The 25,535-nt window shown below is 69.7% G+C and carries 21 protein-coding genes and 2 rRNA genes; 2 read left to right on the forward strand and 21 right to left on the reverse strand.

Going from position 1 to position 25,535, the window contains the following annotated elements; genetic code table 11:
• Nucleotides 1-64 precede the first annotated feature (64 nt).
• A complete protein-coding gene (locus JOD60_RS13575; protein ID WP_076691148.1) occupies nt 65-991 on the reverse strand; it encodes an NUDIX hydrolase in 927 nt (308 codons plus the stop codon).
• Nucleotides 992-1,237: 246 nt separating this feature from the next.
• On the opposite strand from JOD60_RS13575, the gene JOD60_RS13580 reads away from it, so the two are divergent.
• Nucleotides 1,238-3,097: a ribonucleoside triphosphate reductase gene (locus JOD60_RS13580; RefSeq protein WP_076691150.1), complete on the forward strand. Its 1,860-nt coding sequence runs from the start codon at nt 1,238-1,240 to the stop codon at nt 3,095-3,097.
• On the forward strand, nt 3,067-3,801 hold the full coding sequence (locus tag JOD60_RS13585; protein WP_076691152.1) for an anaerobic ribonucleoside-triphosphate reductase activating protein: 735 nt from the start codon (nt 3,067-3,069) through the stop codon (nt 3,799-3,801). Before JOD60_RS13580 ends, JOD60_RS13585 begins: the two co-directional genes overlap by 31 nt.
• 29 nt (nt 3,802-3,830) lie before the next feature.
• On the opposite strand, the gene der is transcribed toward JOD60_RS13585, so the two are convergent.
• From der to JOD60_RS13685, 20 genes are all read right to left on the reverse strand, one after another.
• Nucleotides 3,831-5,366, reverse strand: coding sequence for a ribosome biogenesis GTPase Der (gene der, locus JOD60_RS13590; RefSeq protein ID WP_076691155.1), 1,536 nt, complete (start codon nt 5,364-5,366; stop codon nt 3,831-3,833).
• Between the two features lie 11 nt (nt 5,367-5,377).
• Nucleotides 5,378-6,076 (reverse strand): (d)CMP kinase, encoded by a 699-nt coding sequence (gene cmk, locus JOD60_RS13595; RefSeq protein ID WP_076691157.1) that lies wholly within the window; start codon nt 6,074-6,076, stop codon nt 5,378-5,380.
• On the reverse strand, nt 6,073-7,194 hold the full coding sequence (locus JOD60_RS13600) for a prephenate dehydrogenase (RefSeq protein ID WP_076691159.1): 1,122 nt from the start codon (nt 7,192-7,194) through the stop codon (nt 6,073-6,075). The genes cmk and JOD60_RS13600 overlap by 4 nt, the downstream gene beginning before the upstream one ends.
• A gap of 8 nt (nt 7,195-7,202) precedes the next feature.
• The gene (locus tag JOD60_RS13605; protein WP_076691161.1) at nt 7,203-7,976 is read right to left on the reverse strand and encodes a pseudouridine synthase; all 774 of its coding nucleotides are present in this window, start codon (nt 7,974-7,976) and stop codon (nt 7,203-7,205) included.
• The gene (scpB, locus tag JOD60_RS13610; protein ID WP_076691163.1) at nt 7,973-8,584 is read right to left on the reverse strand and encodes an SMC-Scp complex subunit ScpB; all 612 of its coding nucleotides are present in this window, start codon (nt 8,582-8,584) and stop codon (nt 7,973-7,975) included. Before scpB ends, JOD60_RS13605 begins: the two co-directional genes overlap by 4 nt.
• Complete coding sequence (locus JOD60_RS13615) at nt 8,574-9,455, reverse strand: segregation and condensation protein A (protein ID WP_076691164.1); 882 nt, start codon at nt 9,453-9,455, stop codon at nt 8,574-8,576. Before JOD60_RS13615 ends, scpB begins: the two co-directional genes overlap by 11 nt.
• Nucleotides 9,439-10,272 carry a ParA family protein gene (locus JOD60_RS13620; protein ID WP_076692223.1) on the reverse strand — a complete coding sequence of 278 codons (834 nt, stop codon included), beginning with the start codon at nt 10,270-10,272 and terminating at the stop codon, nt 9,439-9,441. The genes JOD60_RS13615 and JOD60_RS13620 overlap by 17 nt, the downstream gene beginning before the upstream one ends.
• 171 nt (nt 10,273-10,443) lie before the next feature.
• Nucleotides 10,444-11,526 carry a DsbA family protein gene (locus JOD60_RS13625; protein ID WP_076691166.1) on the reverse strand — a complete coding sequence of 361 codons (1,083 nt, stop codon included), beginning with the start codon at nt 11,524-11,526 and terminating at the stop codon, nt 10,444-10,446.
• 1 nt (nt 11,527) lies between these two features.
• Entirely contained in the window at nt 11,528-12,763 is a 1,236-nt protein-coding gene (locus JOD60_RS13630) for an aminotransferase class V-fold PLP-dependent enzyme (protein WP_076691168.1), read from the reverse strand.
• 134 nt (nt 12,764-12,897) lie between these two features.
• Nucleotides 12,898-13,830: a site-specific tyrosine recombinase XerD gene (gene xerD / locus JOD60_RS13635; protein ID WP_076691171.1), complete on the reverse strand. Its 933-nt coding sequence runs from the start codon at nt 13,828-13,830 to the stop codon at nt 12,898-12,900.
• Nucleotides 13,831-13,834: 4 nt separating this feature from the next.
• Nucleotides 13,835-14,494 (reverse strand): NUDIX domain-containing protein, encoded by a 660-nt coding sequence (locus tag JOD60_RS13640; protein WP_076691173.1) that lies wholly within the window; start codon nt 14,492-14,494, stop codon nt 13,835-13,837.
• Nucleotides 14,487-16,187 (reverse strand): CTP synthase, encoded by a 1,701-nt coding sequence (pyrG, locus tag JOD60_RS13645; protein ID WP_076691176.1) that lies wholly within the window; start codon nt 16,185-16,187, stop codon nt 14,487-14,489. The genes JOD60_RS13640 and pyrG overlap by 8 nt, the downstream gene beginning before the upstream one ends.
• Before the next feature lie 6 nt (nt 16,188-16,193).
• Nucleotides 16,194-17,897 carry a DNA repair protein RecN gene (gene recN / locus JOD60_RS13650; protein ID WP_076692224.1) on the reverse strand — a complete coding sequence of 568 codons (1,704 nt, stop codon included), beginning with the start codon at nt 17,895-17,897 and terminating at the stop codon, nt 16,194-16,196.
• On the reverse strand, nt 17,894-18,865 hold the full coding sequence (locus JOD60_RS13655) for an NAD kinase (RefSeq protein ID WP_232321618.1): 972 nt from the start codon (nt 18,863-18,865) through the stop codon (nt 17,894-17,896). The genes recN and JOD60_RS13655 overlap by 4 nt, the downstream gene beginning before the upstream one ends.
• Nucleotides 18,862-19,686, reverse strand: a complete 825-nt coding sequence (locus JOD60_RS13660; RefSeq protein ID WP_076691180.1) for a TlyA family RNA methyltransferase — start codon at nt 19,684-19,686, stop codon at nt 18,862-18,864. Before JOD60_RS13660 ends, JOD60_RS13655 begins: the two co-directional genes overlap by 4 nt.
• On the reverse strand, nt 19,683-19,856 hold the full coding sequence (locus JOD60_RS13665; RefSeq protein ID WP_157127956.1) for a hypothetical protein: 174 nt from the start codon (nt 19,854-19,856) through the stop codon (nt 19,683-19,685). The genes JOD60_RS13660 and JOD60_RS13665 overlap by 4 nt, the downstream gene beginning before the upstream one ends.
• 54 nt (nt 19,857-19,910) lie before the next feature.
• Entirely contained in the window at nt 19,911-20,951 is a 1,041-nt protein-coding gene (locus tag JOD60_RS13670) for an HAD-IIA family hydrolase (protein ID WP_076691182.1), read from the reverse strand.
• Nucleotides 20,951-21,961: a tetratricopeptide repeat protein gene (locus tag JOD60_RS13675; RefSeq protein WP_232321619.1), complete on the reverse strand. Its 1,011-nt coding sequence runs from the start codon at nt 21,959-21,961 to the stop codon at nt 20,951-20,953. Before JOD60_RS13675 ends, JOD60_RS13670 begins: the two co-directional genes overlap by 1 nt.
• 71 nt (nt 21,962-22,032) lie before the next feature.
• Nucleotides 22,033-22,149 (reverse strand): 5S ribosomal RNA (gene rrf, locus JOD60_RS13680).
• A 99-nt stretch (nt 22,150-22,248) separates the two neighbouring features.
• Nucleotides 22,249-25,354, reverse strand: a 23S ribosomal RNA gene (locus JOD60_RS13685).
• Nucleotides 25,355-25,535: the final 181 nt, after the last annotated feature.

Raw genomic sequence — 25,535 nt, forward strand, 5'->3', positions numbered from 1 at the left:
CGGGCTGACCCCGGAAGCGGTCGGCGGATGCCGGGCGCAGAGAGCGGATGCCGGGTCCCGCGCCTCAGCGCAGGTCGCGCAGCCAGCCCGCGCCGCGCACCGTCGCGCCCAGGGCGGTGACCCGGGCCGCGAGCGCGCGGTCGCTCGTCGCGACGGTCACGGTGCGCCCGGCATCGACCAGGCGCGCTGTCTCCGCGACGATCGCGTCGTCCCCCGACCCCGGCGCCCGCACGACCTCGACCCCCGCGCCTGCGCCGGCGTCCACACCCGCACCCGGGTCCGCGCCCACCTCGCGCGCCTGACCCTCGACGACCACCGTGAACGTCGGGAACCACGTGTCCGCCGGCAGCGCGAGCTCCGCGGCATCCGTCCCCTCGCGCGCTCGCGCACGAAGACCCTGGAGCAGCCGCGCCGTCGCGCCGGCGCGGTCCTTCCACCATCCGTCGGGCACCGATCCCACGACGTTCGCCGCGTCGACCACGACGGCCGGGTGCACCGCAAGCAGCGCCCGCAGCTGCGGCCACGCCGCCGCGAACCCGGGATGCAGCGGATACGCGTCCACCTCGTCGACCGGCACCCACGCGAGCTCACGGCTCTCCGGGTCGCTGATCACCGGCTCGAACGGCGCCACGACGTCGGCGACCAGCGTCGAGTAGCTCCACACCCCGATGTCGTACACGCTGAGAAGGCGCGGACGCACGGCGGATGCCGGGACCCCGGCCTCTTCGGCCGACTCCCGCAGCGCGGCGTCGCACGCCGACTCCCCCTCGTGCCGCGCTCCGCCGGGCAGCCCCCACGTGTCGCCGAAGTGGCTCCACGAGACGCGATGCTGCAGCAGCACCCCACGGCGAGGGTCGACCGCGAGCAGCCCTGCCGCGCCGAACCGGCCCCAGTACTTCGCGCCGTCCTCGGTCACGACCCACGCATCACCGGGGTCGCGCGGCCCAGACGGGCGGCGCGGCTCACCGGGGGCGGGCGGCACGATCGTCACCCGTTCAGCCTGTCACACCGCGCCGCGCCGCGTGCCTCCCGGCGACCATCGCCGTCATCGACGCGCAGAGACGGGCCTGCCCCGCGCCCCTCGTGACCCGCGCACCCCGCACCGAAGCCCGCGGAATACTCACGGTCCATGTGGTCAGGACACAATCGCGACACGCCACATATAGACGCGACAGCGTGCATCGCCACTACATATTGTGGTCGCATCGCCCCGACAGCCTGAGAGAGGATCCCCGCTATGACCACCCCCGACTCCCCCGCGCGCGCCGTCGCCGTCAAGAGCACGATCGACGAGTACCTCGCGCGCGCCGACTGGCGCATCAACGCGAATGCGAACCAGGGGTACTCGCTCGGCGGCATGATCCTCAACTCCGCCGGCAAGCTCATCGCGAACTACTGGCTCGACGAGGTGTACGCCGCCGAGGCGGGAACGGCGCACCGCGACGGCGACCTCCACATCCACGACCTCGACGTCTTCGCCGGCTACTGCGCCGGCTGGTCGCTGCGGATGGTGCTCGAGCAGGGGTTCAACGGCGTCGCCGGCAAGATCTCCAGCACTCCCCCGAAGCACCTGTCCAGCGCCCTCGGCCAGCTGGTCAACTTCCTCGGCACCCTCCAGAACGAGTGGGCCGGCGCACAGGCCTTCAGTTCCTTCGACACCTACCTCGCCCCCTACGTCCGCCTCGACGGCCTCACCGACGCCCAGGTCCACCAGGCGATGCAGGAGTTCGTCTACAACCTCAACGTCCCCTCCCGCTGGGGGACGCAGACGCCCTTCACCAACCTCACGTTCGACTGGGCCTGCCCCGACGACCTGCGCGACCAGCATCCCCTCGTCGGCTATGAGGTGCAGCCGTTCACCTACGGCGACCTCGCGCCGGAGATGGCGATGATCAACCGCGCCTTCATCGACGTCTTGACGGCCGGCGACGCCGACGGGCGTGCGTTCACGTTCCCCATCCCGACCTACAACATCACGAAGGACTTCGACTGGGACGGCGAGAACGTCGAGGCCCTGTTCGCGATGACCGCCAAGTACGGCCTGCCGTACTTCCAGAACTTCCTCAACTCCGACCTCGACCCGCACATGATCCGGTCGATGTGCTGCCGCCTGCAGCTCGACCTCACCGAGCTCCTCAAACGCGGCAACGGCCTGTTCGGCTCGGCGGAGCAGACCGGCTCCATCGGCGTCGTCACGATCAACTGCGCACGCCTCGGCTTCCTGCACTCCGGGGACGAAAGCGCCGCCCTCGCCCGCCTGGACGAGCTGCTCGAGATCTCTCGCGACAGCCTCGAAGCCAAGCGCGCCGTCATCTCGCGCCACCTCGCCGGCGGCCTGTTCCCCTACACGCTGCGCTACCTCGGCACCCTCGACAACCACTTCTCGACGATCGGCGTCAACGGTCTCAACGAGTACGTCCGCAACCTCACCCGCGACGCCGACGACATCACGACGGATGCCGGGGCCACCCTCGCGATGCGCCTGCTCGATCACGTGCGCACCCGGATCACGCAGTTCCAGCAGCAGACCGGCCACATGTACAACCTGGAGGCGAGCCCCGCCGAAGGCGCCACCTACCGCTTCGCGAAAGAGGACATCGCCCGGTTCACCTCGGGCATGACCGCCCCCGGCGGCATCCGCCACGCCGGATCGACGGCGAACCCGTATTACACCAACTCCTCCCAGTTGCCCGTGGGCTACACGAGCGACCCGTTCCTGGCCATGGCGATGCAGGAGCCGCTGCAGCAGAAATACACCGGAGGCACCGTGCAGCACCTGTATCTCGGCGAGGCGATGGAGTCGGCATCCGCCTGCCGCGAACTCGTGCGCCGATCTCTGGAACGCTTCCGGCTGCCCTACCTGACGATCACGCCGACGTTCTCGATCTGCCCGCAGCACGGCTACGTCTCCGGCCATCACGAGAGCTGCCCCACGTGCGCCGCCGCGTGCGAGGTGTGGACGCGGGTGATGGGTTACTTCCGGCCCGTAGCCGGCTTCAACATCGGCAAGAAGGGCGAAGCTCAGGAGCGGAGATACTTCGTCGCCCCCACCGCGCAGGAGGAGTCATGGTCCGCACCGCTGCAGCCTGTGAGCTGAACATCGCCGGCATCGCGCCGTTCTCGACGGTCGACTGGCCCGACATGATGACCGCGACGGTCTTCCTGCAGGGGTGCCCGTGGAACTGCTTCTACTGCCACAACCCCGCCCTCATCGACCCGAGGGCGGAGGGCGAGGTCACCTGGAGCGATGTCACGGACCTCCTCTGCGACCGCATCGGCCTGCTCGACGCGGTCGTCTTCTCCGGCGGCGAGCCGACGATGCAGCGGGCCCTGATCCCGGCGATGCGGATGGTGCGGGCGCTCGGGTTCCTGGTGGGCCTGCACACCGGCGGCGCCTACCCGGGGCTCCTCGCCCGCGCGCTGCCGCACGTGGACTGGGTGGGCCTGGACATCAAGGCCCTGCCGTCCGGCTACGCCCAGGTCACCGGCCGCGCGCCCAGCGCCGACGCCGCCTGGCGCTCGCTCGAGCTGGTGCTCGGCAACCGCGTGCTGCGCGCCGGCAGCGACCGGCCGCTCGACATCGAGGTGCGCACGACCGTGCACCCCGCCGCGATCGACGACGACGGCCTGCGCGAGCTCGGCTGCCGCCTCGCCGACGCCGGCGTGGACTGCTGGGCGGTGCAGCGGTTCCGCGAGACGGGCACCCGGCATCCGCTCCCCCGCGTCGGGGACGCCGAGGCGGCACCGCTCCGGCTCGACGACCTCCCCGTCGAGCGGTTCGCGAGTCTCGTCGTGCGCTGAGCAACCACTTCCGCGCCGCCGCGGCCGGGTCAGCGCTGGCGGCGCTCGCGCACCCGCACGTTCGTCACGATCGGCGTGCCCTCGAAACCGAAGATCTCGCGCAGGCGCCGCTGAATGAACCGGCGGTAGCCGGGGTCGAGGAACCCGGTCGTGAACAGCACGAACGTCGGCGGGCGGGTCGAGGCCTGCGTGCCGAAGAGGATGCGGGGCTGCTTGCCGCCGCGCAACGGGTGCGGGTGCTCGGCGACGAGCTCCGCGAGGAACGCGTTGAACTTGCCGGTGGAGATCCGCTGATCCCACGACTCCAGCGCCGTCTCGAGCGCCGGCACGAGCTTGTCGAGGTGACGCCCGGTGCGTGCGGAGATGTTGACGCGCGGCGCCCACGTCACGTGCGCGAGGTCCTGCTCGATCTCGCGTTCGAGGTAGCGACGCCGATCGGCGTTCTCCATGTCGTCGTCGTTCAGGCGGTCCCACTTGTTGAACGCCAGCACGAGCGCGCGGCCCGACTCGAGAACGAGGTCGATGATGTTGAGGTCCTGCACGCTGATCGACTCCGACACGTCGAGGACGACGACGGCGACCTCGGCCTTCTCGAGCGCCGCCGAGGTCCGCAGCGACGCGTAGAAGTCGGCGCCCTGCTGCAGATGCACGCGGCGACGGATGCCGGCGGTGTCGACGAACCGCCACAGCTTGCCGCCGAGCTCCACGATCTCGTCGACCGGGTCGCGGGTCGTGCCGGCGAGCTCGTTGACGACGACCCGTTCCTCGCCCGCGGCCTTGTTCAGCAGCGACGACTTGCCGACGTTCGGGCGGCCGAGGATGGCGACACGGCGGGGGCCGCCGAGCTCGGCCTTCGCCACGGCGGAGACCTCCGGCAGCACCTTCATGACCTCGTCGAGCAGGTCCGCGACGCCGCGGCCGTGGATCGCCGAGACAGGGTGCGGCTCGCCGAGACCCAGGTTCCACAGTGCCGCCGCCTCGGGCTCCTGCCGGGCGTCATCGATCTTGTTGGCGACGAGGAAGACCGGCTTGTCTGTCTTGCGCAGGAGCTTCACGACGGCCTCGTCGGTCGCCGTCGCGCCGACCATGGCGTCGACGACGAACAGCACGACGTCGCACAGCTCGATGGCGACCTCGGCCTGCGCCGCGACGGAGCGGTCGATGCCGCGCGCGTCGGGCTCCCAGCCGCCGGTGTCGACGAGCGAGAACCGGCGGTCCATCCACTCCGCCTTGTACGTCACCCGGTCGCGGGTGACGCCGGGGGTGTCCTCCACGACGGCTTCGCGGCGGCCGAGGATCCGGTTGACCAGCTGGGACTTGCCGACGTTCGGCCGCCCCACGATCGCGACGACGGGGAGCGCCGGCAGGGTCTGCACGACCTCGCCGCCGGCCGTGAAGCCGGCGAGCAGCTCGTCGTCCTCCTCATCGAGCTCGTAGTCCGACAGCGACGCGCGCAGCGCGACGGCACGCTGATCGGCCAGCTCCTCGTCGAGGTTGGCGAGCTTCTCCTCGAGCTGGTCGGGGCCGGCTTCGTACTCGGCGTCGTCGTGCGTGTTGGCGCTCATCTGCGCTCCCGTCAGTGGATGTTCCCCGCGGCGACGACGTCGAGGACGGCGGCCACGGTCTGTGCGAAATCGAGGTGGGTCGAGTCGACCACCGTCACGCCGTCCGCGGCGGTGAGGAAGTCGACGACGGTGCTGTCCGCGGCATCCCGCCGGTGCAGCGCCTCGGCGACCGCGGCGGCGTCGTGCGACGTGAGCTCGGCGCTGCGGCGGGCCGCGCGCACCTCGGCAGCGGCGGTGAGGAGGATCCGCGCCGGCGCGTCGGGGGCGACGACGGTCGTGATGTCGCGCCCCTCCACGACGACGCCCGGCAGTCCCGATTCCGCCACGAGCGCCCGGAACAGCTCGGTCACCTGCGCGCGCACCGCGGGCACACGCGCGACGCCGCTGACGGCGTCGGACACCCGCGGCTCGCGGATCGCGTCCGTCACATCCGTCTCCCCGACCCGCACCCAGTAGTCGTCGGGGTCGAGCGAGATGGCGTAGCGGAACTCCGCCGCAGCGGCGAGGACGGCGCCCGGGTCGGCGGTGTCGGCATCCTGCGCCAGCGCGTGCCACGCAAGGGCGCGGTAAGCGGCGCCGGTGTCGAGATAGCCGTAGCCGAGCTCGCGCGCGACCTGCTTGGAGACGCTCGACTTGCCCGAGCCGGCGGGGCCGTCGATGGCGATGGTGACCGGCGCGGCACCGGTCTCGGCAGATGACGAAAGGCTCATGAGGGGATGCTCGCGATCTTCCAGCCGCGCTCGGCGAGGCCTTCTTCGGCGTGGCGGAGCACGCTCGGGGTGACGCTGATCTCGGCGAGGCCGAACTGGGCACCCGGGGAGTGCTCGAGCCGCAGGTCCTCGACGTTGACGCCGAGCTCGCCCAGCTCGCCGAACAGGCGGCCGAGCTGACCGGGCGTGTCGTCGACCATGACCACGAGGCTCTCGAAGCGACGGTTCTGCCCGTGCTTGCCGGGCAGCCGCTCCACGCCGTCGTTGCCGCGGCGGATCGTGTCGGCGACGGCGCGGCGGGCGCCGGGCCGCTCCGGCGCGCGAAGCGCGTCGGCGACGGCGCGCAGGTCGTCCGCGAGCGCGTCGAGCACGTCGACGACCGGCGCGGCGTTCGCGCCGAGGATCTGCACCCACAGTTCGGGGGCGGACGCGGCGATGCGCGTCGTGTCGCGCACCCCCTGACCCGCGAGCCGCAGCGACCCGTCGGGCGCGTCGACGAACCGCCCGGCCAGGAGCGAGGCCACCAGCTGCGGCACGTGCGAGACGAGCGCGACGGCGCGGTCGTGCTCCTCGGGCGTCATCTCGATGGGCGTCGCCCCGAGGTCGAGCGCGAGTCCTTCGACGAGGGCGAGGTCGGATGCCGGGGTCTCCCCGTCGCGGCAGACCACCCACGGCCGGCCGACGAAGATGTCGGCGCGGGCGGAGATCGCCCCGCCGCGCTCGCGACCGGCCAGCGGATGCGAGCCGATGTAGTGGGTGAGGTCGACCCCGCGGGCGCGCAGTTCGTGCAGCGGCTCGAGCTTCACGCTCGCGACGTCGGTCACGACGGCGCCGGGGTAGGACGCCAGCTCGCGCTCGACGACGTCGGCGACGACATCGGGGGGCGTCGCGACGACGATGAGTCCCGGCCGGTCATCGTCCGCGGCGGCACGCCCGGCACCGTAGTCGATCGCCAGGCGCAGCTGCGCGGGCGAAGCGTCGGCGAGGACGACGTCGACGCCGAGGCCGCGCAGCGCATGGCCGATGCTCGACCCGAGCAGGCCGGCTCCGACGACGCGCACCGTCCCCGACGTGCGCGCGGCGCGCGGACGCGCCTCGGCGGCGGTGGTATCGGTCACGGCGTCACTCAGTCATGCTCGGGGTCGGGGGTGCTGCGGCGCGCGATCGTCAGCAGCGCACCGCGTTCCACTGTAGTCAACTCGCGTGCGCGCCCCGCCGGGAGGGTTCCCAGGTGCAGGGGGCCGAACTGGCGCCGCACGAGGTCGACGACAGGGTGGCCGACCTCGGCCATCATGCGGCGCACGATCCGGTTGCGGCCGGAGTGCAGCGTGAGCTCGACGAGACTCGTCCCGCCCTCCGTGCCGAGCAGCCGCGCCTTGTCGGCGGCGATCGGCCCGTCCTCCAGCTCGACGCCCTTCACCAGTCGTGCGATCGTCTGCGCCGTCACACGCCCGTCGACCTTCGCGATGTACACCTTCGTCACCCCGAACGAGGGGTGGGCGAGCACGTGCGCGAGGTCGCCGTCGTTCGTCAGCACGAGCAGGCCGCTGGTCTCGGCATCCAGCCGCCCCACGTTGTAGAGCCGCTCCGGCCACTCCCGCGTGTAGCGGCGCAGGTCGGGGCGGCCCTGCTCGTCCTTCATCGACGACACGACGCCCGTCGGCTTGTTCAGCATGATGTAGCGCTTGGTGGCGTCGAGCTGGATCGCGGTGCCGTCGACGTCGACGAGGTCGGATGCCGGGTCGATGCGCGTGCCGAGCTCGGTGACGACCTGCCCGTTCACGCGCACGCGCCCCTCGACGATGTACTGCTCGCAGACGCGGCGCGAGGCGACCCCGGCGTTCGCGAGCACCTTCTGCAGCCGGACGCCCTCGGCATCCGCCGGATTCTGCGCGCTCATCGGAGGGTCTCCGCGTCGAAGCCGTCCGACCCGTCGTCGAGCAGCGGCGAGATGTGCGGCAGCTCGTCGAGCGAGTTGATGCCGAGGTTCACCAGCAGCGCGTCGGTCGTGCCGTAGTTGATGGCGCCGGTCTCCGGATCGGTGAACAGCTCGGTGATGAGACCGCGGGCGACGAGCGTGCGGACGACGGAGTCGACGTTGACGGCCCGGATGGAGGCGACCTGGCTGCGGGTGACGGGCTGCTTGTAGGCGATGACCGCAAGGGTCTCCAGCGCCGCCTGCGAAAGCCGGCTGGGGGCCTGCGCGTTCACGAACTCGCTCACGAGATCGTCGTGCTCCTCCCGCACGTAGAGCCGCCAGCCGCCGCCCACCTCGCGCAGCTCGAACCCGCGGCGCGGACCGCCGGTCTCGCCGTCGTAGTCGGCGACGAGCCCCGCGACGGCCTGGCGCACGGCGGGCACCGGCGAGCCGACCGCGGCGGCGAGCGCCACGAGGCTCTGCGGCTCGTCGACGACCAGCAGGATCGCCTCCAGCCGCCGGGCGATGTCGACGGGCTCCTGCGAGCGCGGCGGGGTGTCGTCGGCGATGTCGGTGACGTCAGCGGTCATAGTCGGCTCCCAGGGTGGCGAGGTTCTCTTCGGACCAGCGCTCGGCGGTCCAGCGCAGGGTCAGCTCGCCGAGCGGCTCGAGCTGCTCGAACGAGAGGGCGGCGTGGCGGTAGAGCTCCAGCACGGCGAGGAACCGGGCCACGACGACGCCGGTCTGCGTCACCCCGGCGACGAGCTCGCGGAAGTTCAGCGTCCCCGCGTCGCGCAGCAGCGTCACGACGACGGCCGCCTGCTCGCGGATCGACACGAGCGGCGCGTGCAGATGGTCCAGCCCGACATGCGGGATCTCCTTGGGAGCGAAGGCGAGCATCGCGAGCGCGGCGAAGTCCTCCTTCGACAGCGTCCAGACGAGCTCGGGCACGGCCGTGCGGTACTTCTCGTCGAGGCGGACCGAGCGCACGTGGCGGCGGTCTTCGCGGCGGAGGCTCCGCTCGAACCAGGCCGACACCTCCTTGAACGCGCGGTACTGCAGCAGCCGCGCGAACAGCAGGTCGCGCGCCTCGAGGAGGGCGACCGACTCGGCATCCACCAGCTCTCCCTGCGGCAGCAGCCCCGCCACCTTCATGTCGAGGAGGGTCGCCGCCACGACGAGGAACTCGGATGCCTGTTCCAGCTCCTCCTCGGCATCCAGGCCCTTCAGGTACGAGATGAACTCGTCGGTGACTTTGCTGAGCGCGATCTCGGTGATGTCGAGCTCGTGCTTGCCGAGCAGGGTCAGCAGCAGGTCGAACGGACCGTCGAAGTTGCCGAGCGAGACGCGAAACCCCTCGGCGGGCTCGGGGGTCGGGATGGCGGGCTCGTGCGCCGGGCGAGCCGGCTCGGACGCCTCGTCGGCCGTTGCGGGTGCCGAAGGATCAGGCGACGGCGCCACGGGCGACCAGCTCCCGCGCCAGCCGCAGGTAGGCCTGGGCCGCGGCGTGCTCCGGCGCGAACGTCGTGATGGGAACGCCCGAGACCGAGGCGTCGGGGAATTTCACCGTCCGCCCGATGACCGTCTCCAGCACGTCGTCGCCGAACGCCTCCACGACTCGCTCCAGCACCTCGCGGGAGTGCAGCGTGCGGGGGTCGTACATCGTGGCGAGGACGCCGTCGAGCTCGATCGACGGGTTCAGCCGGTCGCGCACCTTGTCGATCGTCTCGATCAGCAGCGCCACGCCGCGCAGCGCGAAGAACTCGCACTCCAGCGGGATGAGCACGCCGTGGCTCGCGGTGAGCGCGTTGACGGTCAGCAGGCCGAGGGAGGGCTGGCAGTCGACGAGGATGACGTCGTACTCCCCCGCGACCTTGCGCAGCACGCGCGCGAGGATCGTCTCGCGGGCGACCTCGTTCACGAGGTGCACCTCGGCGGCGGAGAGGTCGATGTTGGCGGGGATGGCGTCGAGGCCCTCGACCGAGGTGTGCACGATCACCTCGTGCGGGTCGCGCTTGGTGTCCAGCAGCAGGTCGTAGATCGTCGGGATGTCGTGCGTCGCGATGCCGAGGCCGGCCGACAGCGCGCCCTGCGGATCGAAGTCGACGGCGAGCACCTTGCGCCCGTACTGCGCGAGGGAGGCGGCCAGGTTGATGGTCGTGGTCGTCTTGCCGACGCCGCCCTTCTGGTTGCAGAGGGCGATGATGCGCGCGGGGCCGTGGGCCGACAGCGGCGGCGGGGTCGGGAAGCCGTGATAGGGCCGGCCTGTGGGCCCCATCGGGATGTCTTCCGAGGAGGCCTTCTTCGTCCCCCGCGCCTTGTCCGTCACCGACACTCCTGCCTTCTTTCGCGTCTGACCGATTCTCGCACAGCGGCCGGGCCGTGCTCGGCCGGACGCGCGGCGGAGCACCCGAGCGACGCGCGCGGGACCTGCGCGGCACCAGCGGGCTCAGCGGCCGATGTCGCGGAGGGTGTCCGCGTCGGCGAGGCCCGCGTGCAGCCTCCCGCCGGCGATGAGGGTGGGGATCGCGACGGTCTGGATGTCGTCCTCGACGACGCGACGCGTGTGCGCGAGGGTCTCGGCGACGGCGTCGGATGCCGCGAGCCGGTCGATCGCCGTGACCTCCGCGTCCGTGTAGCCGGCGTCGCGGAGCCAGTCCTGCAGCCGGGCGCGGGCGTCGTCGGCATCCGCCTCGTTCATCCACTCCTGCCAGCCGGTGCCCGCCGCGTTCTGGCCCGTGAACAGCTGCTCGAGGATGTACCAGTCGCCGGTGGTGCCGGACAGTCCCGCGCGCTCGGCCTCGAAGGCCTGCGTCGCGGCGAGGTAGGACGCGACGAGCGGCGAGTTGGGGAACTTCGATCCGAACCCCGACGAGATCGGGTAGGCGAGGTAGGTCACGTTGTGGGTGTCGGCGAAGCCGGACTCCTCGATGTTGCGGAACAGCTCGGCGCAGAACCGGCAGCCCGGGTCGAGCACCTCGAGAGCGACCGGCAGGCCGTCCCGGTAGCCGCCGAGGTACGTCGCGTTCGCGGCGGTGTACTCCGCGGCATCCCACGTCTTCAGTCGACTCGGGATCGCGGCGATGGTCTGCCCGACCGAGCCGAACTCGTTGCCGAACGCACCGAGCACGTCGCCGCGGCCGATCGACTCCCAGAATCCCGGCGTCTCACTGCCGATGGAGCACGCCTCGGCGGCGAGCGCGCACGATTGGGTGTCCTGCTTGTCGCACGTGCCGTAGACGAAGAGGTTCAGGCCGGAGCGGCCGAGCAGGTACAGGCTCACGATCAGCGAGAGCACCATGACCCACGCGACGACCTCGATCGCGATGCTCGCGGGCTTGACCAGTGCGGGCGCCCGCACGGCGAGCGGAGCGAGCAGGGAGCTCTTCACGTCGTCGCGGAACGAGGTGTCGCACGGACGGAGCGTCACACGGCGGGCGAAGCAGCCCCACGCACGTCCCAGAAGCCGGCGGTACTTCGCCGACACCGCGGACAGCACGAGCACCACGACGAAGGCGACGATGCAGACCATGTCACAGCCCCCGCATCATGCGGCCCATGACCTCGAGGGCACGGTCGACATCGGCGCCGGTGTTGTGGGCGCCGAGACTGAAGCGGACGAGCGGAGGCAGCGCCTCGCGCTCCGCCAGCCAGTGGTGCGCGCAGAAGTGGCCGCTGCGCACCGAGATGTGCGCCTTTGCGAGGAACACGGCGAGGCGGTGCGCGTCGACGCGCTCGGGCAGCACCGAGACGACGGCGGATGCCGCGGGTGAGACGACCCGCAGGTGCGGCAGGCTCTGCAACCCGTCGTACAGGCGCGCCGCGAGGCTCCCCTCGCGCTGCGCGATGGCGTCCTCCTGCCGCGCGAACCACCGCAGCGCGGCGCCGAACCCGATGATCTCCGCCCACGCCTGCAGGCCGGGTTCGAGCCGGGTGTGGGGCTCGTCGGCGGGCACGAAGTCGTGTTCGGTGACGGCGGCGACCTGGCCGCCGCCGACGAAGGTCAGCTCGAGCGCGGCGAGCAGGTCGCGGCTGGCGACGACGACACCGAGCGACGGGCCGTACATCTTGTGCGCCGAGAAGCACACCGCGTCGGCGGCGGTTCCGCGCAGTGCCGCGAGGGCGTGCGGCGCCGCCTGGGCGGCGTCGACGATCACCGTCCCGCCGCGGCGGTGCGTGCGGGCGACGAGGTCGGCGAGGTTCGCGGTGACGGTGCCGTGGACGTTGTCCATCGCGCTGACCACGACGAGCGCGTCGACGAGGGCGTCGTCGTCGACCTGCACCACCCCCGCGGTGCGCTCGACGACGAGACGCGGGATGCCGGTCCGCCGCGCGAACGCCATCGTCGCGAGGAACACCGAGTTGTGCTCGGTGTGCGTCGTGACGACGCGGCGATAGCGGCCCGCGGGCAGCTGATGCAGCAGCAGATTGAGGCCGTAGGTCGTGTTGAGCGTGAAGGAGCACGCGTAGCGCTGCCGGGACAGCCCGAGCATGCCGAGCACGGCCGCCCGCGTTGCGGCGACCTGCTCGTCGACCCGGCGGCCCGCGTCGTAGCGGACGCGCCCGCCGCACGCGTTGTCCTCGGTGTAGTACGCCGTCACGGCGTCGATCACCGGTTGCGGGCGCATGGTCTGGCAGGCCGAGTCGAGGTAGACGTCCCGATCCGCCAGGTAGGCGAAGTCCGCGCGGTCGGCGGGCGTCGCAGCCGGGACGGCGGACGCGGCAGGGGTGCGGGTGAACAGCGACCGGATGCCGCCCGAAGAGGCCATGGCTCGATCTTCTGCCGTCGGAGGGTCCCGCCGTCCCCGCAGCGACCGTGACAAATGCCGTCGTCAGCACCTTCGCCGTCCCCGGCGCCGACGCCGATCCGCGGGATTGACGGGCGGGGTGGACGGGGGCGCGCTCAGCGGGCGCGAGGGTGGGACGTGGCGTAGACGTCGCGCAGCGCGTCCACCGTGACGTGCGTGTAGATCTGCGTCGTGGCGACCGAGGCGTGGCCGAGCAGCTCCTGCACGACACGGACGTCGGCGCCGCCCTGCAGCAGGTGCGTCGCGAAGGAGTGGCGGAACGTGTGCGGCGACACGTGTGCCTGCAGGTCCGCCCGCTCGGCGGCCGCCTGGATCACCAGCCACGCGCCCTGCCGCGACATCGGCGCGCCGCGGGCGCCGAGGAACAGCCGCGGGGTCGCCCGTCCCCGGCGGGAGAGCTCGGGACGCGCCCGCGCGAGGTAGGCGTCCACCGCGGCGCGGGCGTACGACCCGACGGGGACGATCCGCTCCTTCGAGCCCTTGCCGCGCACCCGCAGCACGTCGCCGTGCGCGAGGTCGTCGACGTCGAGCTGCATGACCTCCGAGACGCGTGCCCCCGTCGCGTACAGCAACTCCAGGAGGGCGCGGTCGCGCAGGCGGAGCACGAGGTCGTCGCCGGTCGCGCCGGTGTCGCCGGGGGCGGGGCCGGCGGCATCCAGCAGCGCCTCGATCTGCGTGATCGACAGCGCCTTCGGCAGCCGCTGCGGGGCTTTCGGCGGACGCAGCCGCTCGCTGGGATCGGTGTCGGCGAGCCCTTCCCGCACGAGAAAACGGTGCAGGCCGCGCACCGAGGACTGCAGGCGCGCGAGCGATGTCGCCGCCGCGGGCGGCTGGGCCGAGGCGCGCTCCGCGGCGAACTGCGCGACGATCGCGGGCGTCACCTCGGAGGTGTCCAGGATGCCGTGGTCGCTCAACCAGCCGCGGTACGCCGCGAGGTCTCGGCGGTAGGCGGCGACGGTGTGCTCGGACAGGCCGCGCTCGATCGAGATGTGCCGCAGGTACGCCTCGACGGCGCGATCGGCACGCACGGCGCTACGCGCCCCGGCCGGGTGTCTCCCCGAGGGGACGGGGGCGCTGCGGCCACGGCGCGTCGCCCGGCGCGAGCGTCGCCCACCCGCGGGCGCGCGCGGCGTGTGCGGCGAGCGCGCCGATCGCGAGCGAGGGGTTCTGCACGCGGCGCGCGAGCACCGCGTCGACGACCTCGTCGAGGCTCGCCCAGCGCACCTCGATGTCGGCCTCCTCCTCGCCGCGCGCGAAGACCTCCGCGGCGGGCGCGAGATCGCGGGCCAGGTAGACGCGGATCGCCTCGTCGCTGCCGCCGGGGCTCGTGTAGAAGTCGCTGAGGACGTCCCAGCGGGATGCCGTGAGGTCGGCCTCCTCCGCCAGCTCTCGCTGCGCGGCGGCGAGCGCGTCCTCCCCCGCGACGTCGAGGAGACCGGCGGGGATCTCCCAGTCGCGGGCGCGCACCGGGTGGCGGTACTGCTTGATCAGCAGCACCCGCTCCTGATCGTCCATCGCGAGGACGGCGACGGCGCCGGTGTGGTCGACGTACTCCCGGACGATCGTGTCGCCGTTGTAGGCGAACGCGTCACGGCGAATGTTCCAGACGCGGCCGGTGAACGGCGTCTCGGTCCTGAGGACCTCGACCTGCACGGGGTCGTCGGTCAGCGTCCCAGGGGCGGCCTCACTCACCCTCGACCTCGAACAGCTCGCTCGCGCGGTGGCGCTCCAGCGCCGCCGCGATGAGCCCGCGGAACAGCGGGTTGGCCTCGGTGGGACGCGAGCGCAGCTCGGGGTGGGCCTGCGTGGCGATGTAGTACGGGTGCACCTCGCGCGGCAGCTCGACGTACTCGACGAGGTTGCGGTCGGGCGACAGCCCGGAGAACCACAGGCCCGCCTCGGCGATCTGGTCGCGGTAGCGGTTGTTGACCTCGTAGCGGTGACGGTGACGCTCGCTCGCGCGGTTCGCGCCGTACACCTCGGCCGCGAGCGAGCCCTCGGCCAGCCCCGCCTCGTAGAGTCCCAGACGCATCGTGCCGCCCATGTCGCCGCCGGCGATGATGTCGACCTGCTCGGCCATCGTCGCGATGACGGGATGCGCGGTGTCGGGGTCGAACTCGCTCGAAGACGCCCCCTCGATCCCGGCGACGTTGCGGGCGTACTCGATCACCATGCACTGCAGGCCGAGGCAGATGCCGAGCGTCGGAATGCCCTGCTCGCGCGCGAACCGCAGGGCGCCGAGCTTGCCCTCGATGCCGCGGATGCCGAAGCCGCCGGGCACGACGATGCCGTCGACGGCGGCGAGCGCCTTCTCCGCGCCCTCCGGGGTCTCGCAGAGGTCGGACGGGATCCAGGTCACCTGCACCTTGGTCTCCTGCGCGAACCCGCCGGCCTTCAGCGCCTCGGTCACCGACAGGTACGCGTCGGGCAGGTCGATGTACTTGCCGACGAGACCGATCGTGACCTCGTGCTTGGGGTTGTGGACGGCGTTCAGGACCTTGCTCCAGCGCGTCCAGTCCACCTCGTCGGCCTTCGCGGCAAGGCCCAGCGCGTCGACGATGTACGCGTCGAGCCCCTGCTCGTTGAGCATCGTGGGGATGTCGTAGATCGACGGCACGTCGACCGCGTTGACCACGGCATCCTCGTCGACGTCGCACATGAGCGCGATCTTGCGCTTGTTCGACTCGGTCACGGGCCGGTCGCTGCGCAGCACCAGCGCGTCGGGCTGGATGCCGATCTGGCGCAGCGCCTGCACCGAGTGCTGCGTGGGCTTGGTCTTCTGCTCACCGGAGGCGCCCATGTACGGCACGAGCGAGACGTGCACGAAGAACACGTTCTTCCGGCCGAGCTCGTGGCGGATCTGCCGGGCCGACTCGATGAACGGCTGCGACTCGATGTCGCCGACGGTGCCGCCGATCTCGGTGATGATGACGTCGGGCTTCGGTGTCTCATCGGCCTGCAGGCGCATGCGGCGCTTGATCTCGTCGGTGATGTGCGGGATGACCTGCACGGTGTCGCCGAGGTACTCGCCGCGGCGCTCGCGCGCGATCACCTGCGAGTAGATCTGTCCCGTCGTGACGTTGGCGGCCTGGCTCAGCTCGATGTCGAGGAAGCGCTCGTAGTGGCCGATGTCGAGGTCGGTCTCCGCGCCGTCGTCGGTGACGAAGACCTCACCGTGCTGGAACGGGTTCATCGTGCCGGGGTCGACGTTCAGGTACGGGTCGAGCTTCTGCATCACGACGCGCAGGCCCCGCGCGGTGAGGAGGTTCCCGAGCGACGCGGCGGTCAAGCCCTTCCCCAACGACGAAACGACACCGCCCGTCACGAAGATGTGCTTGGTGGTGTCGTTCTGAAGTGATCCCGCGTCTGAATGAGTGTCCGTCACGGGCTTTCATCCTATCAGTCTTGAGTGGCCGAGGCTCAGCAGCTCCCGGGCATGTTCGAGCGCCACCGACGAGTCGGGCAGTCCCGACAGCAGGCGCGCCATCTCGGCTTCGCGGTCGGCGCCCGCCAGCGCGCGCACGCTCGAGGCGGTCACGGCGCCGTCGCTGCCCTTGACGACGCTGAGATGGTTGGTCGCGAAGGCGGCGACCTGGGCGAGGTGCGTCACGACGATCACCTGGCTCGTCTCCGCCAGGCGCGCCAGGCGCCGGCCGACCTCGATGGCCGCCGCTCCCCCGATGCCGGCGTCGATCTCGTCGAACACGAATGTGGGAACACTGTCGGCACCGGCGATCACGACCTCGATCGCCAGCATCACCCGGCTGAGCTCGCCGCCGGAGGCGCTGCGGGCCACCGGCCGGAGGTCGGCGCCGGGGTGCGGTGCGAGCAGGATCGTCACGTCATCGCGACCGGATGCCGACGCCGTCCCCTCGGTGACCTGCACCTCGACGCGGGCGTCGGGCAGCGCGAGGGCACGGAGCTCGTCGGTGACGGCCGCCGACAGCCGTTCGGCGGCCGCACGCCGGAGCGCGGTGAGCCGCACGGCGAGGTCGTCCAGGGCGGATGCCGCGGCCTCCTCCTCTGCGCGCAGGCGCGCGATCCGATCGCCGTCGTCGTCGAGCTCGGCCAGGCGCAGCGCACCGGTGCGCTGCACCTCCAGGGCCGCATCGAGGCTGCCGTGCGCGCGGACGAGTGCGCCCACGGCGGCACGGCGCTCCTCCACGGCGGCGAGCTCGTGCGGGCCGGACTCGTCGAGATCGGCGAGGTAGGCGCTCAGCTCCGTGGCGAGGTCGGCGGCCCGGTAGCCCAGATCGTCGAGGGTCGCGGCGTGCGCGGCGAGCGTCTCGTCACCGCGGGCGGCGCGGTCGAGCGCGCGCCGCGCCTCGGCGAGCAGAATGCCAACGTCGGGCGTGTCCCCGTCGCCGGACAGCGCGTCGTGCGCGACGGCGGCGGCCTGACGCAGCTCTTCCGCGTTGGCGAGGCGCTCGGCGCGCTGGGCAAGAGCGACGTCCTCCCCCGGCTGTGGGTCGACCTGCTCGATCTGGGCGAGCGCCGCGCGCAGCGCCTCGGCCTCGGCGGCGCGCTCGGCGCCGCGCTCGGTCAGCTCGGTGAGCTCGGCCGCGAGCTCGCGCTGGCGGGCGAACGCGTCGCGGTAGGCCGCGAGGGCCGCCGCGATCTCCTCGCCGCCGAACCGGTCCAGCGCATCGCGCTGCGCGGCGCCCGAACGCAGCCGCAGCTGATCGGACTGGCCGTGGACGACGACGAGGTGCTCGGCGAGGTCGGCGAGCACACCGGCCGGCGCCGACCGTCCGCCGACGCTGGCGCGGCTGCGGCCCTCCGCCGTCACGGTACGCCCGAGGTAGAGCTCGGCGCGGCCGTCGCCGATCGCCTCGACGTCGCCGCCGGCTTCGCTCACGCGATCGGAGACCGCCCCGGCATCCGGCACGATCCACACGCCCTCGACGACGGCCTGATCCGCGCCGGAGCGGACGACGCCCGAGTCGGCACGCGCACCCAGCAGCAATCCGAGCCCCGTCACGACCATCGTCTTACCGGCCCCGGTCTCACCGGTGATCGCCGTGAAACCCGGACCGATAGGGAGGGTGGCCTGCGCGATCACGCCGAGGTCGCGCAGGGTCATCTGCTCGATCACGCCGCACCCGTCCCGGGGCTCGCGGGGCTCACGGGGCTCACCGGGCTCGACGACGGGCCGCGCCACCCCACCACGGGCAGCTGGAATTTGCGCACCAGGCGGTCGGTGAACGGCGCCGGGTGCAGCCGGGCGAGCCGCACGGGCTCCGGATCGCGGCCGACGACGACACGGGCCCCGGGGGGCAGATCGTGCGAGCGCCGGCCGTCGCACCACAGGATGCCGGTGCCGTCGGTGCGGGCGAGCACCTCGATCGCCACGGTGGCTTCCGGTCCCACGACGAGCGGACGGGCGAAGAGGGCATGGGCGGACAGCGGGACGACGGCGATGGCCTCCACCGTCGGCCAGATCACCGGTCCTCCGGCGGAGAAGTTGTAGGCGGTCGATCCGGTCGGCGTCGCGATGACGACGCCGTCGCAGCCGAACGCCGACAACGGCCGGCGATCGATCTCGATGACGACCTCCATCATCCGCTCCCGCGCCGCCTTCTCGACGGTGGCCTCGTTGAGCGCCCAGGTGTCGTAGATGACCTCCCCGGCGGCATCCTTCACCCGCACCGCCAGCGTCATGCGCTCCTCGACCTCGTAGTCGCGGTCGATGACCCGCCGCATGGCGTCGTCGATGACGTCGGCTTCGATCTCGGCGAGGAAGCCGACGTGACCCATGTTGATGCCGAGGATCGGCGCGGTGCCCCCGCGGACGAGTTCCGCGGCGCGGAGGATCGTGCCGTCGCCGCCGAGGACGATCGCGATCTCGATGTCGGCGACGTCCACGTCCGCGCCGAGCCCCGCGATCGGGCCGAGGTCGGCGAGCGCGGCCACGAGTTCCGGGTCGTCGATCGCCAGCACAGGACGGGCGCCCGAGGCGAGCACGGCGGCGATGACACGACGCGCCGCCGCGACGGTGTCGTCTCGGCGCGCGTGCGCGACGACGAGGATGTTCCGCGTCGGCTGGGTGGTCCCGCCCATCATGTCGCTCCCGCCAGTCGATTGACAGCCTGCAGATAGTCTGTCGGATTGCCCGTCTCGGTCCCGCCGTCCGCGCCGGCGGCCCGGGGACGCAGGTGCACGAGGAACTCCCGGTTGCCGTGCGTGCCTGCGAGGGGCGAGGCGAGCACGCCGACGGTGCCGAGACCGGCGTCCCATGCGGCCCAGAGCACGCCGGCGACGGCGTCGGCGCGGCCGGCGGCATCCGTCACGAGACCTTCGCGGACGCCGGTGCGGCCGACCTCGAACTGGGGTTTGACCAGCAGCACGACGTGCGCGTCGGCGCCGATCACCGCGGCGATCGCGGGCAGCACCAGCGTCAGCGAGATGAACGAGAGGTCGCCGGTGACGATCTCGGGGCGGATGCCGTCGCCCGCCGCCTCGGCGAGGGACTGCGCCGTCATGTAGCGGACGTTGAACCCCTCCACCCCCGTCACGCCGGGGTCGGCGGCGATCACCGGGTCCAGCTGCCCGTGGCCCACGTCCACGGCGAGCACGCGCGCGGCGCCGCGCTCGCGCAGCACCTGCGTGAAGCCGCCCGTCGAGGCACCGAGGTCGAGACACTGCCGCCCGGTGACGTCGACGCCGAAACCGTCGAGAGCGGCGATGAGCTTGTGCGCGGCACGGCTGACGTAGTGGTCGGAGGCGGCGACGGCGATCTGCTGATCGTCGCCCACTTTCACCGACGCCTTGACGACGGGGTGGCCATCGACGGACACCAGTCCGGCGGTGATCAGCTGCGCCGCATGCGTGCGCGACCGGGCCAGTCCCCGGGCGGCGACGGCCGCATCGAGGCGCTGGGTCACTGGTCCCGCGGTCCGGACTCCAGGCGCCGGGCCAGGTCGTCGTGCAGCGCGGCGTACGCCGCAGCGCGCTCGCCGAGCGGCTGCCCCTCGATCACCTCGAGCGCGGACAGCAGATCCTCCCGGCGGCCATGGCCATCGGGGTCGCGAGCGTCGGCGGCATCCATCGGCATGCGCTCAACGATACCGTCCGGGCACAACGACGGGCGGGGCGGGCTCCGCCGCGGTCAGGGTCGATGGAACGGGTCGGCGTAGAGCTGCTCGGGAACGCGGAAGCCGTAGATCGCGCGCCCGCTCGCCCAGATGGCGGCCGCCCCGGCGCGCACCAGGTCGATCGGGCGGGTACCCGCGGCGACGATGTGGATGTCGGCGCCGTCGATCCGCACCGCCGCGTCGCGCACGCTCGTCACCTCGCCGCGGACGACGGTCTCGGGGTACTCCTCGTGCAGCTCCCGCAGGTCGGCGAGGATGTAGGTGGGGCGCGAGGTGGGCGGCGCCGCGAGCACGTGCTTGGGCCGGTCGATCCCGGTGAGCACGAGGGCCGAGTCGATGCCCGCCGTCTGCGCGCCGGCGATGTCGGTGTCGAGCCGGTCGCCGATGAAGAGCGGATGCCGGGCGCCGAAGCGGGCGACGGCCTCGTCGAAGATGGGCCGTTCCGGCTTGCCGGCGACGACCGCGAGGCGCCCGACGGCGGTGTGGACGGCGGAGACGAGCGTGCCGTTGCCCGGTGCGATCCCGCGCGCCTGCGGAATCGTCCAGTCGGTGTTGGTGGCGATCCAGGGGATGCCGCCCTCGTCCTCCGGTGTCGCCAGCGCGTAGGACGCCTCAGCGAGATGCTCCCAGCCGACGTGGGGCGCGAACCCCTGCACGACGGCCGCAGGTGCATCGTCGGCGCTGCGCGTGACGACGAAGCCGGCCTTCTCGATCTCGAAGACGAGGCCGTCTCCACCGACGACGAGGATCGTCGCACCGGCGGGCACCCGCTCCCGCAGGAGGCGCATCGCCGCCTGCGGACTCGTGACGACGTCCTCGGGCCGCGTCGCCACGAGGCCGAGATCGCGAAGGTGTTCCGCGACGACCGCGTCTCGGCGGGAGGCGTTGTTGGTGATGTAGCCGAGCCGGCGTCCGCGGGTCGCAGCCGCGTTGAGGCTCTCGATGGCATGCGGAAGCGCCCCGGGACCGGCGTAGACTACGCCGTCGAGGTCCGCGAGCACGGCATCCACGCCGTCGAGGGGTGTGCGCGACGCGCGACGGCCGAACAGCGCCATCAGCGCTCCCCCGCCTCGCCGTTGTCGTCACCTGCAGGGTCGTCCGCGGGGCCAGCCGCAGGGCCATCCGCGGGGACGTCCGTGTGGTCGCCGACCGGCAGCGGAATCTCTTCGACCTCGTCGATCTCCAGCACTTCGCGATCAGCATCGCGGGCACCGATGGCCTCTTCGGCGACCTCGGCGCGACGCTGCCACGCGGCAGCCTCCTCGGTGCGGCCGAGTTCCTCGAGGACGGCGGCGCGGGCCGCGAACAGGCCGGGACTCCACGCGAACGCGCGGTCCGGGTCGAGTTCGGGGATGTCGAGCTCCTGCAGGGCGCGCTCCGTCTCGCCGAGGTCCAGCCGTGCGCCCGACATCGCGATCGCGAGCTCCACGCGCACCTCGGTCGGCAGGGTGCTCCGGTCGACGGCGCGACCGACCTCGAGGGCGCGGTCGGGACGACCGACCCCCCGCTCGCTGTCGACGAGCAGTGCGATCTGATCGTCGCGGCCGGAGATCCGGCGATAGGTGCGCAGTTCGCGCACGGCGAGGGCGAAGTCCCCGAGCGCGTACGCGGTGATCGCGACGGTCTCACGCACGATCGCGATGCGTCCCGCGCTGCGCGATGCCGCAAGCGCGTGCTGGTGCGCGAGCTCCGGGTCGTCGTCGATGAGACGTGCGGCCATCGCGAGATGACGGGCGACCTGCTCGGCGTTCTCCTTGCTGAGGGTCTTCAGCTCATTGCGCGCAGCCCCGTTGAGATCCTGCGGCGTCACGTCGGCGGGCAGCGGCGGCGCCGGCGGACCGACACGACGGTCGGAATCCTGCGGCGGCCGGCTGGACCGGCGGTCCCCGTCGCGCTTCGCGTAAGGCTTCTGCTCGCCGTCGCGCTTGGCGTAGGGCTTCTTTTCAACGTCACGCTTCGGGTGCGGCTTCTTGTCGCCGTCGCGCTTCGCGTACGGCTTCTTCTCACCGTCGCGCGGGGACAGCTGCTTCCGTTCGCCGCTCCGCGGGCGTCGTTCCTCGGCCATTGCTGCTTCCTCTCACACGCGTGTTAACGAGAAATGGCCACCCATCACTGGGTGGCCATTTCACGAAAGAAGTCCGGCGGTGTCCTACTCTCCCACAGGGTCCCCCCTGCAGTACCATCGGCGCTGTGAGGCTTAGCTTCCGGGTTCGGAATGTAACCGGGCGTTTCCCTCACGCTATGGCCGCCGAAACACTATTGATGTTTCAGTCTGCACAACATGTCAATGTCATGCGGTTCTCGACCGTACATCGAGAACCACTCAGTGGACGCAAGCACCTAAAACGGTGTGTTATCAAGTCATCGGCTTATTAGTACCGGTCAGCTTCACGCGTTACCGCGCTTCCACATCCGGCCTATCAACCCAGTAGTCTGGCTGGGAGCCTCTCGCCCGAAGGCATGGAAATCTCATCTTGAGGCCGGCTTCCCGCTTAGATGCTTTCAGCGGTTATCCATCCCGAACGTAGCTAACCAGCGGTGCTCTTGGCAGAACAACTGGCACACCAGAGGTTCGTCCAACCCGGTCCTCTCGTACTAGGGTCAGATCCTCTCAAATTTCCTACGCGCGCAGCGGATAGGGACCGAACTGTCTCACGACGTTCTAAACCCAGCTCGCGTACCGCTTTAATGGGCGAACAGCCCAACCCTTGGGACCTACTCCAGCCCCAGGATGCGACGAGCCGACATCGAGGTGCCAAACCATGCCGTCGATATGGACTCTTGGGCAAGATCAGCCTGTTATCCCCGAGGTACCTTTTATCCGTTGAGCGACAGCGCTTCCACAAGCCACTGCCGGATCACTAGTCCCGACTTTCGTCCCTGCTCGACCTGTCAGTCTCACAGTCAAGCTCCCTTGTGCACTTACACTCGCCACCTGATTGCCAACCAGGTTGAGGGAACCTTTGGGCGCCTCCGTTACTTTTTGGGAGGCAACCGCCCCAGTTAAACTACCCACCAGGCACTGTCCCTGAACCGGATTACGGTTCGAAGTTAGATATCCAGAGTGACCAGAGTGGTATTTCAACAACGACTCCACGGTAACTGGCGTCACCGCTTCACAGTCTCCCACCTATCCTACACAAGCCACACCGAACACCAATACCAAGCTGTAGTAAAGGTCACGGGGTCTTTCCGTCCTGCTGCGCGTAACGAGCATCTTTACTCGTAGTGCAATTTCGCCGAGTTCGCGGTTGAGACAGTTGGGAAGTCGTTACGCCATTCGTGCAGGTCGGAACTTACCCGACAAGGAATTTCGCTACCTTAGGATGGTTATAGTTACCACCGCCGTTTACTGGGGCTTAAATTCTCAGCTTCGCCTTGCGGCTAACCGGTCCTCTTAACCTTCCAGCACCGGGCAGGCGTCAGTCCGTATACATCGTCTTGCGACTTGGCACGGACCTGTGTTTTTAATAAACAGTCGCTACCCACTAGTCTCTGCGGCCTCCAAACGCTTTCGGAGCAAGTCCTAATACGTCGAAGGCCCCCCTTCTCCCGAAGTTACGGGGGCATTTTGCCGAGTTCCTTAACCACGATTCTCTCGATCTCCTTGGTATTCTCTACCTGACCACCTGAGTCGGTTTGGGGTACGGGCGGCTAGAACCTCGCGTCGATGCTTTTCTTGGCAGCATAGGATCACCCACTTTTTATCCGCATCGTGTCTCAGCCTGTATGAGAGACGGATTTGCCTATCTCTCGGCCTACGCACTTGCACCAGGACAACCATCGCCTGGCTTGGGCTACCTTCCTGCGTCACACCTGTTAATACGCTAACCGCACCAGCATGGGGTCGTGCGCTAGCTCCAACGCTCTCACCCCGAAGGGATCGATGCAGAGGAATTCGGGCACTTAGCACCACTGGATTAGTTTGGGCGGTTCTTCGCCGGTACGGGAATATCAACCCGTTGTCCATCGACTACGCCTGTCGGCCTCGCCTTAGGTCCCGACTTACCCAGGGAAGATTAGCTTGACCCTGGAACCCTTGGTCTTTCGGAGGACGTGTTTCTCACACGTCTTTCGCTACTCATGCCTGCATTCTCACTCGTGTAGCCTCCACGGCTGGTTCACACCGCCGCTTCGCTGGCCACACGACGCTCTCCTACCCATCAACACGGCTGGACCACGAAGGCCTACCAATAATGTCAATGCCACAACTTCGGTGGCGTGCTTGAGCCCCGTTACATTGTCGGCGCGGAATCACTTGACCAGTGAGCTATTACGCACTCTTTCAAGGGTGGCTGCTTCTAAGCCAACCTCCTGGTTGTCAGAGCAACTCCACATCCTTTCCCACTTAGCACGCGCTTTGGGACCTTAGTTGGTGGTCTGGGTTGTTTCCCTCTCGACTATGAAGCTTATCCCCCACAGTCTCACTGCTGCGCTCTCACTTACCGGCATTCGGAGTTTGGCTGACGTCAGTAACCTTGTAGGGCCCATCGGCCATCCAGTAGCTCTACCTCCGGCAAGAAACACGCAACGCTGCACCTAAATGCATTTCGGAGAGAACCAGCTATCACGAAGTTTGATTGGCCTTTCACCCCTATCCACAGCTCATCCCCTCAGTTTTCAACCTAAGTGGGTTCGGCCCTCCACGACGTCTTACCGTCGCTTCAGCCTGGCCATGGATAGATCACTTCGCTTCGGGTCTAGGACATGCGACTGAATCGCCCTATTCAGACTCGCTTTCGCTACGGCTACCCCTCACGGGTTAACCTCGCCACATATCGCTAACTCGCAGGCTCATTCTTCAAAAGGCACGCTGTCACAGCTGCTAGGGCTGCTCCAACGGTTTGTAAGCAAACGGTTTCAGGTACTATTTCACTCCCCTCCCGGGGTACTTTTCACCTTTCCCTCACGGTACTTGTCCGCTATCGGTCATCTGGGAGTATTTAGGCTTATCAGGTGGTCCTGACAGATTCACACGGGATTTCTCGGGCCCCGTGCTACTTGGGATACTCTTCGCGCCAAGGGAGGCATTTCGACTACGGGGTTGGCACCCTCTATGACCTGGCTTTCAATCCAGTTCGTCTATACCTTCTTGTAACGCCGGCTGCTCGGCAGAACAGCCTGAAAAGTCCCACAACCCCGAATACGCAACTCCTGCCGGATATCACACGTACTCGGTTTAGCCTGTTCCGGTTTCGCTCGCCACTACTAACGGAATCGCGGTTGCTTTCTCTTCCTGTGGGTACTGAGATGTTTCACTTCCCCACGTTCCCTCTACCCGCCCTATATATTCAGGCGGGAGTCACTGGGTCGGCACGCCGCCCAGCGGGGTTTCCCCATTCGGAGATCCTCGGATCAAAGTGTGCTTATCCACTCCCCGAGGCTTATCGCAGATTGCTACGTCCTTCTTCGGCTCCAGATGCCAAGGCATCCACCGTTTGCTCTTAAAGACTTGAAATCACATGAGTTTGAATCGTCAATTGAAATTGACTAATGATCTTTAAGATCATCTTTCTGAACCGACTTGCGTCGGTTCAAAGATGCTCGCGTCCACTGTGTAGTTCTCAAAGTACGGGCGGTACCCTCTCCGCAGCCGGCGCTGCCGGCGTCAGAAAAGGTCCTGAGGTTGGTTGCGCTTT

Source organism: Microbacterium aurum, assembly GCF_016907815.1.
In the GTDB taxonomy this organism is placed as follows: domain Bacteria; phylum Actinomycetota; class Actinomycetes; order Actinomycetales; family Microbacteriaceae; genus Microbacterium; species Microbacterium aurum.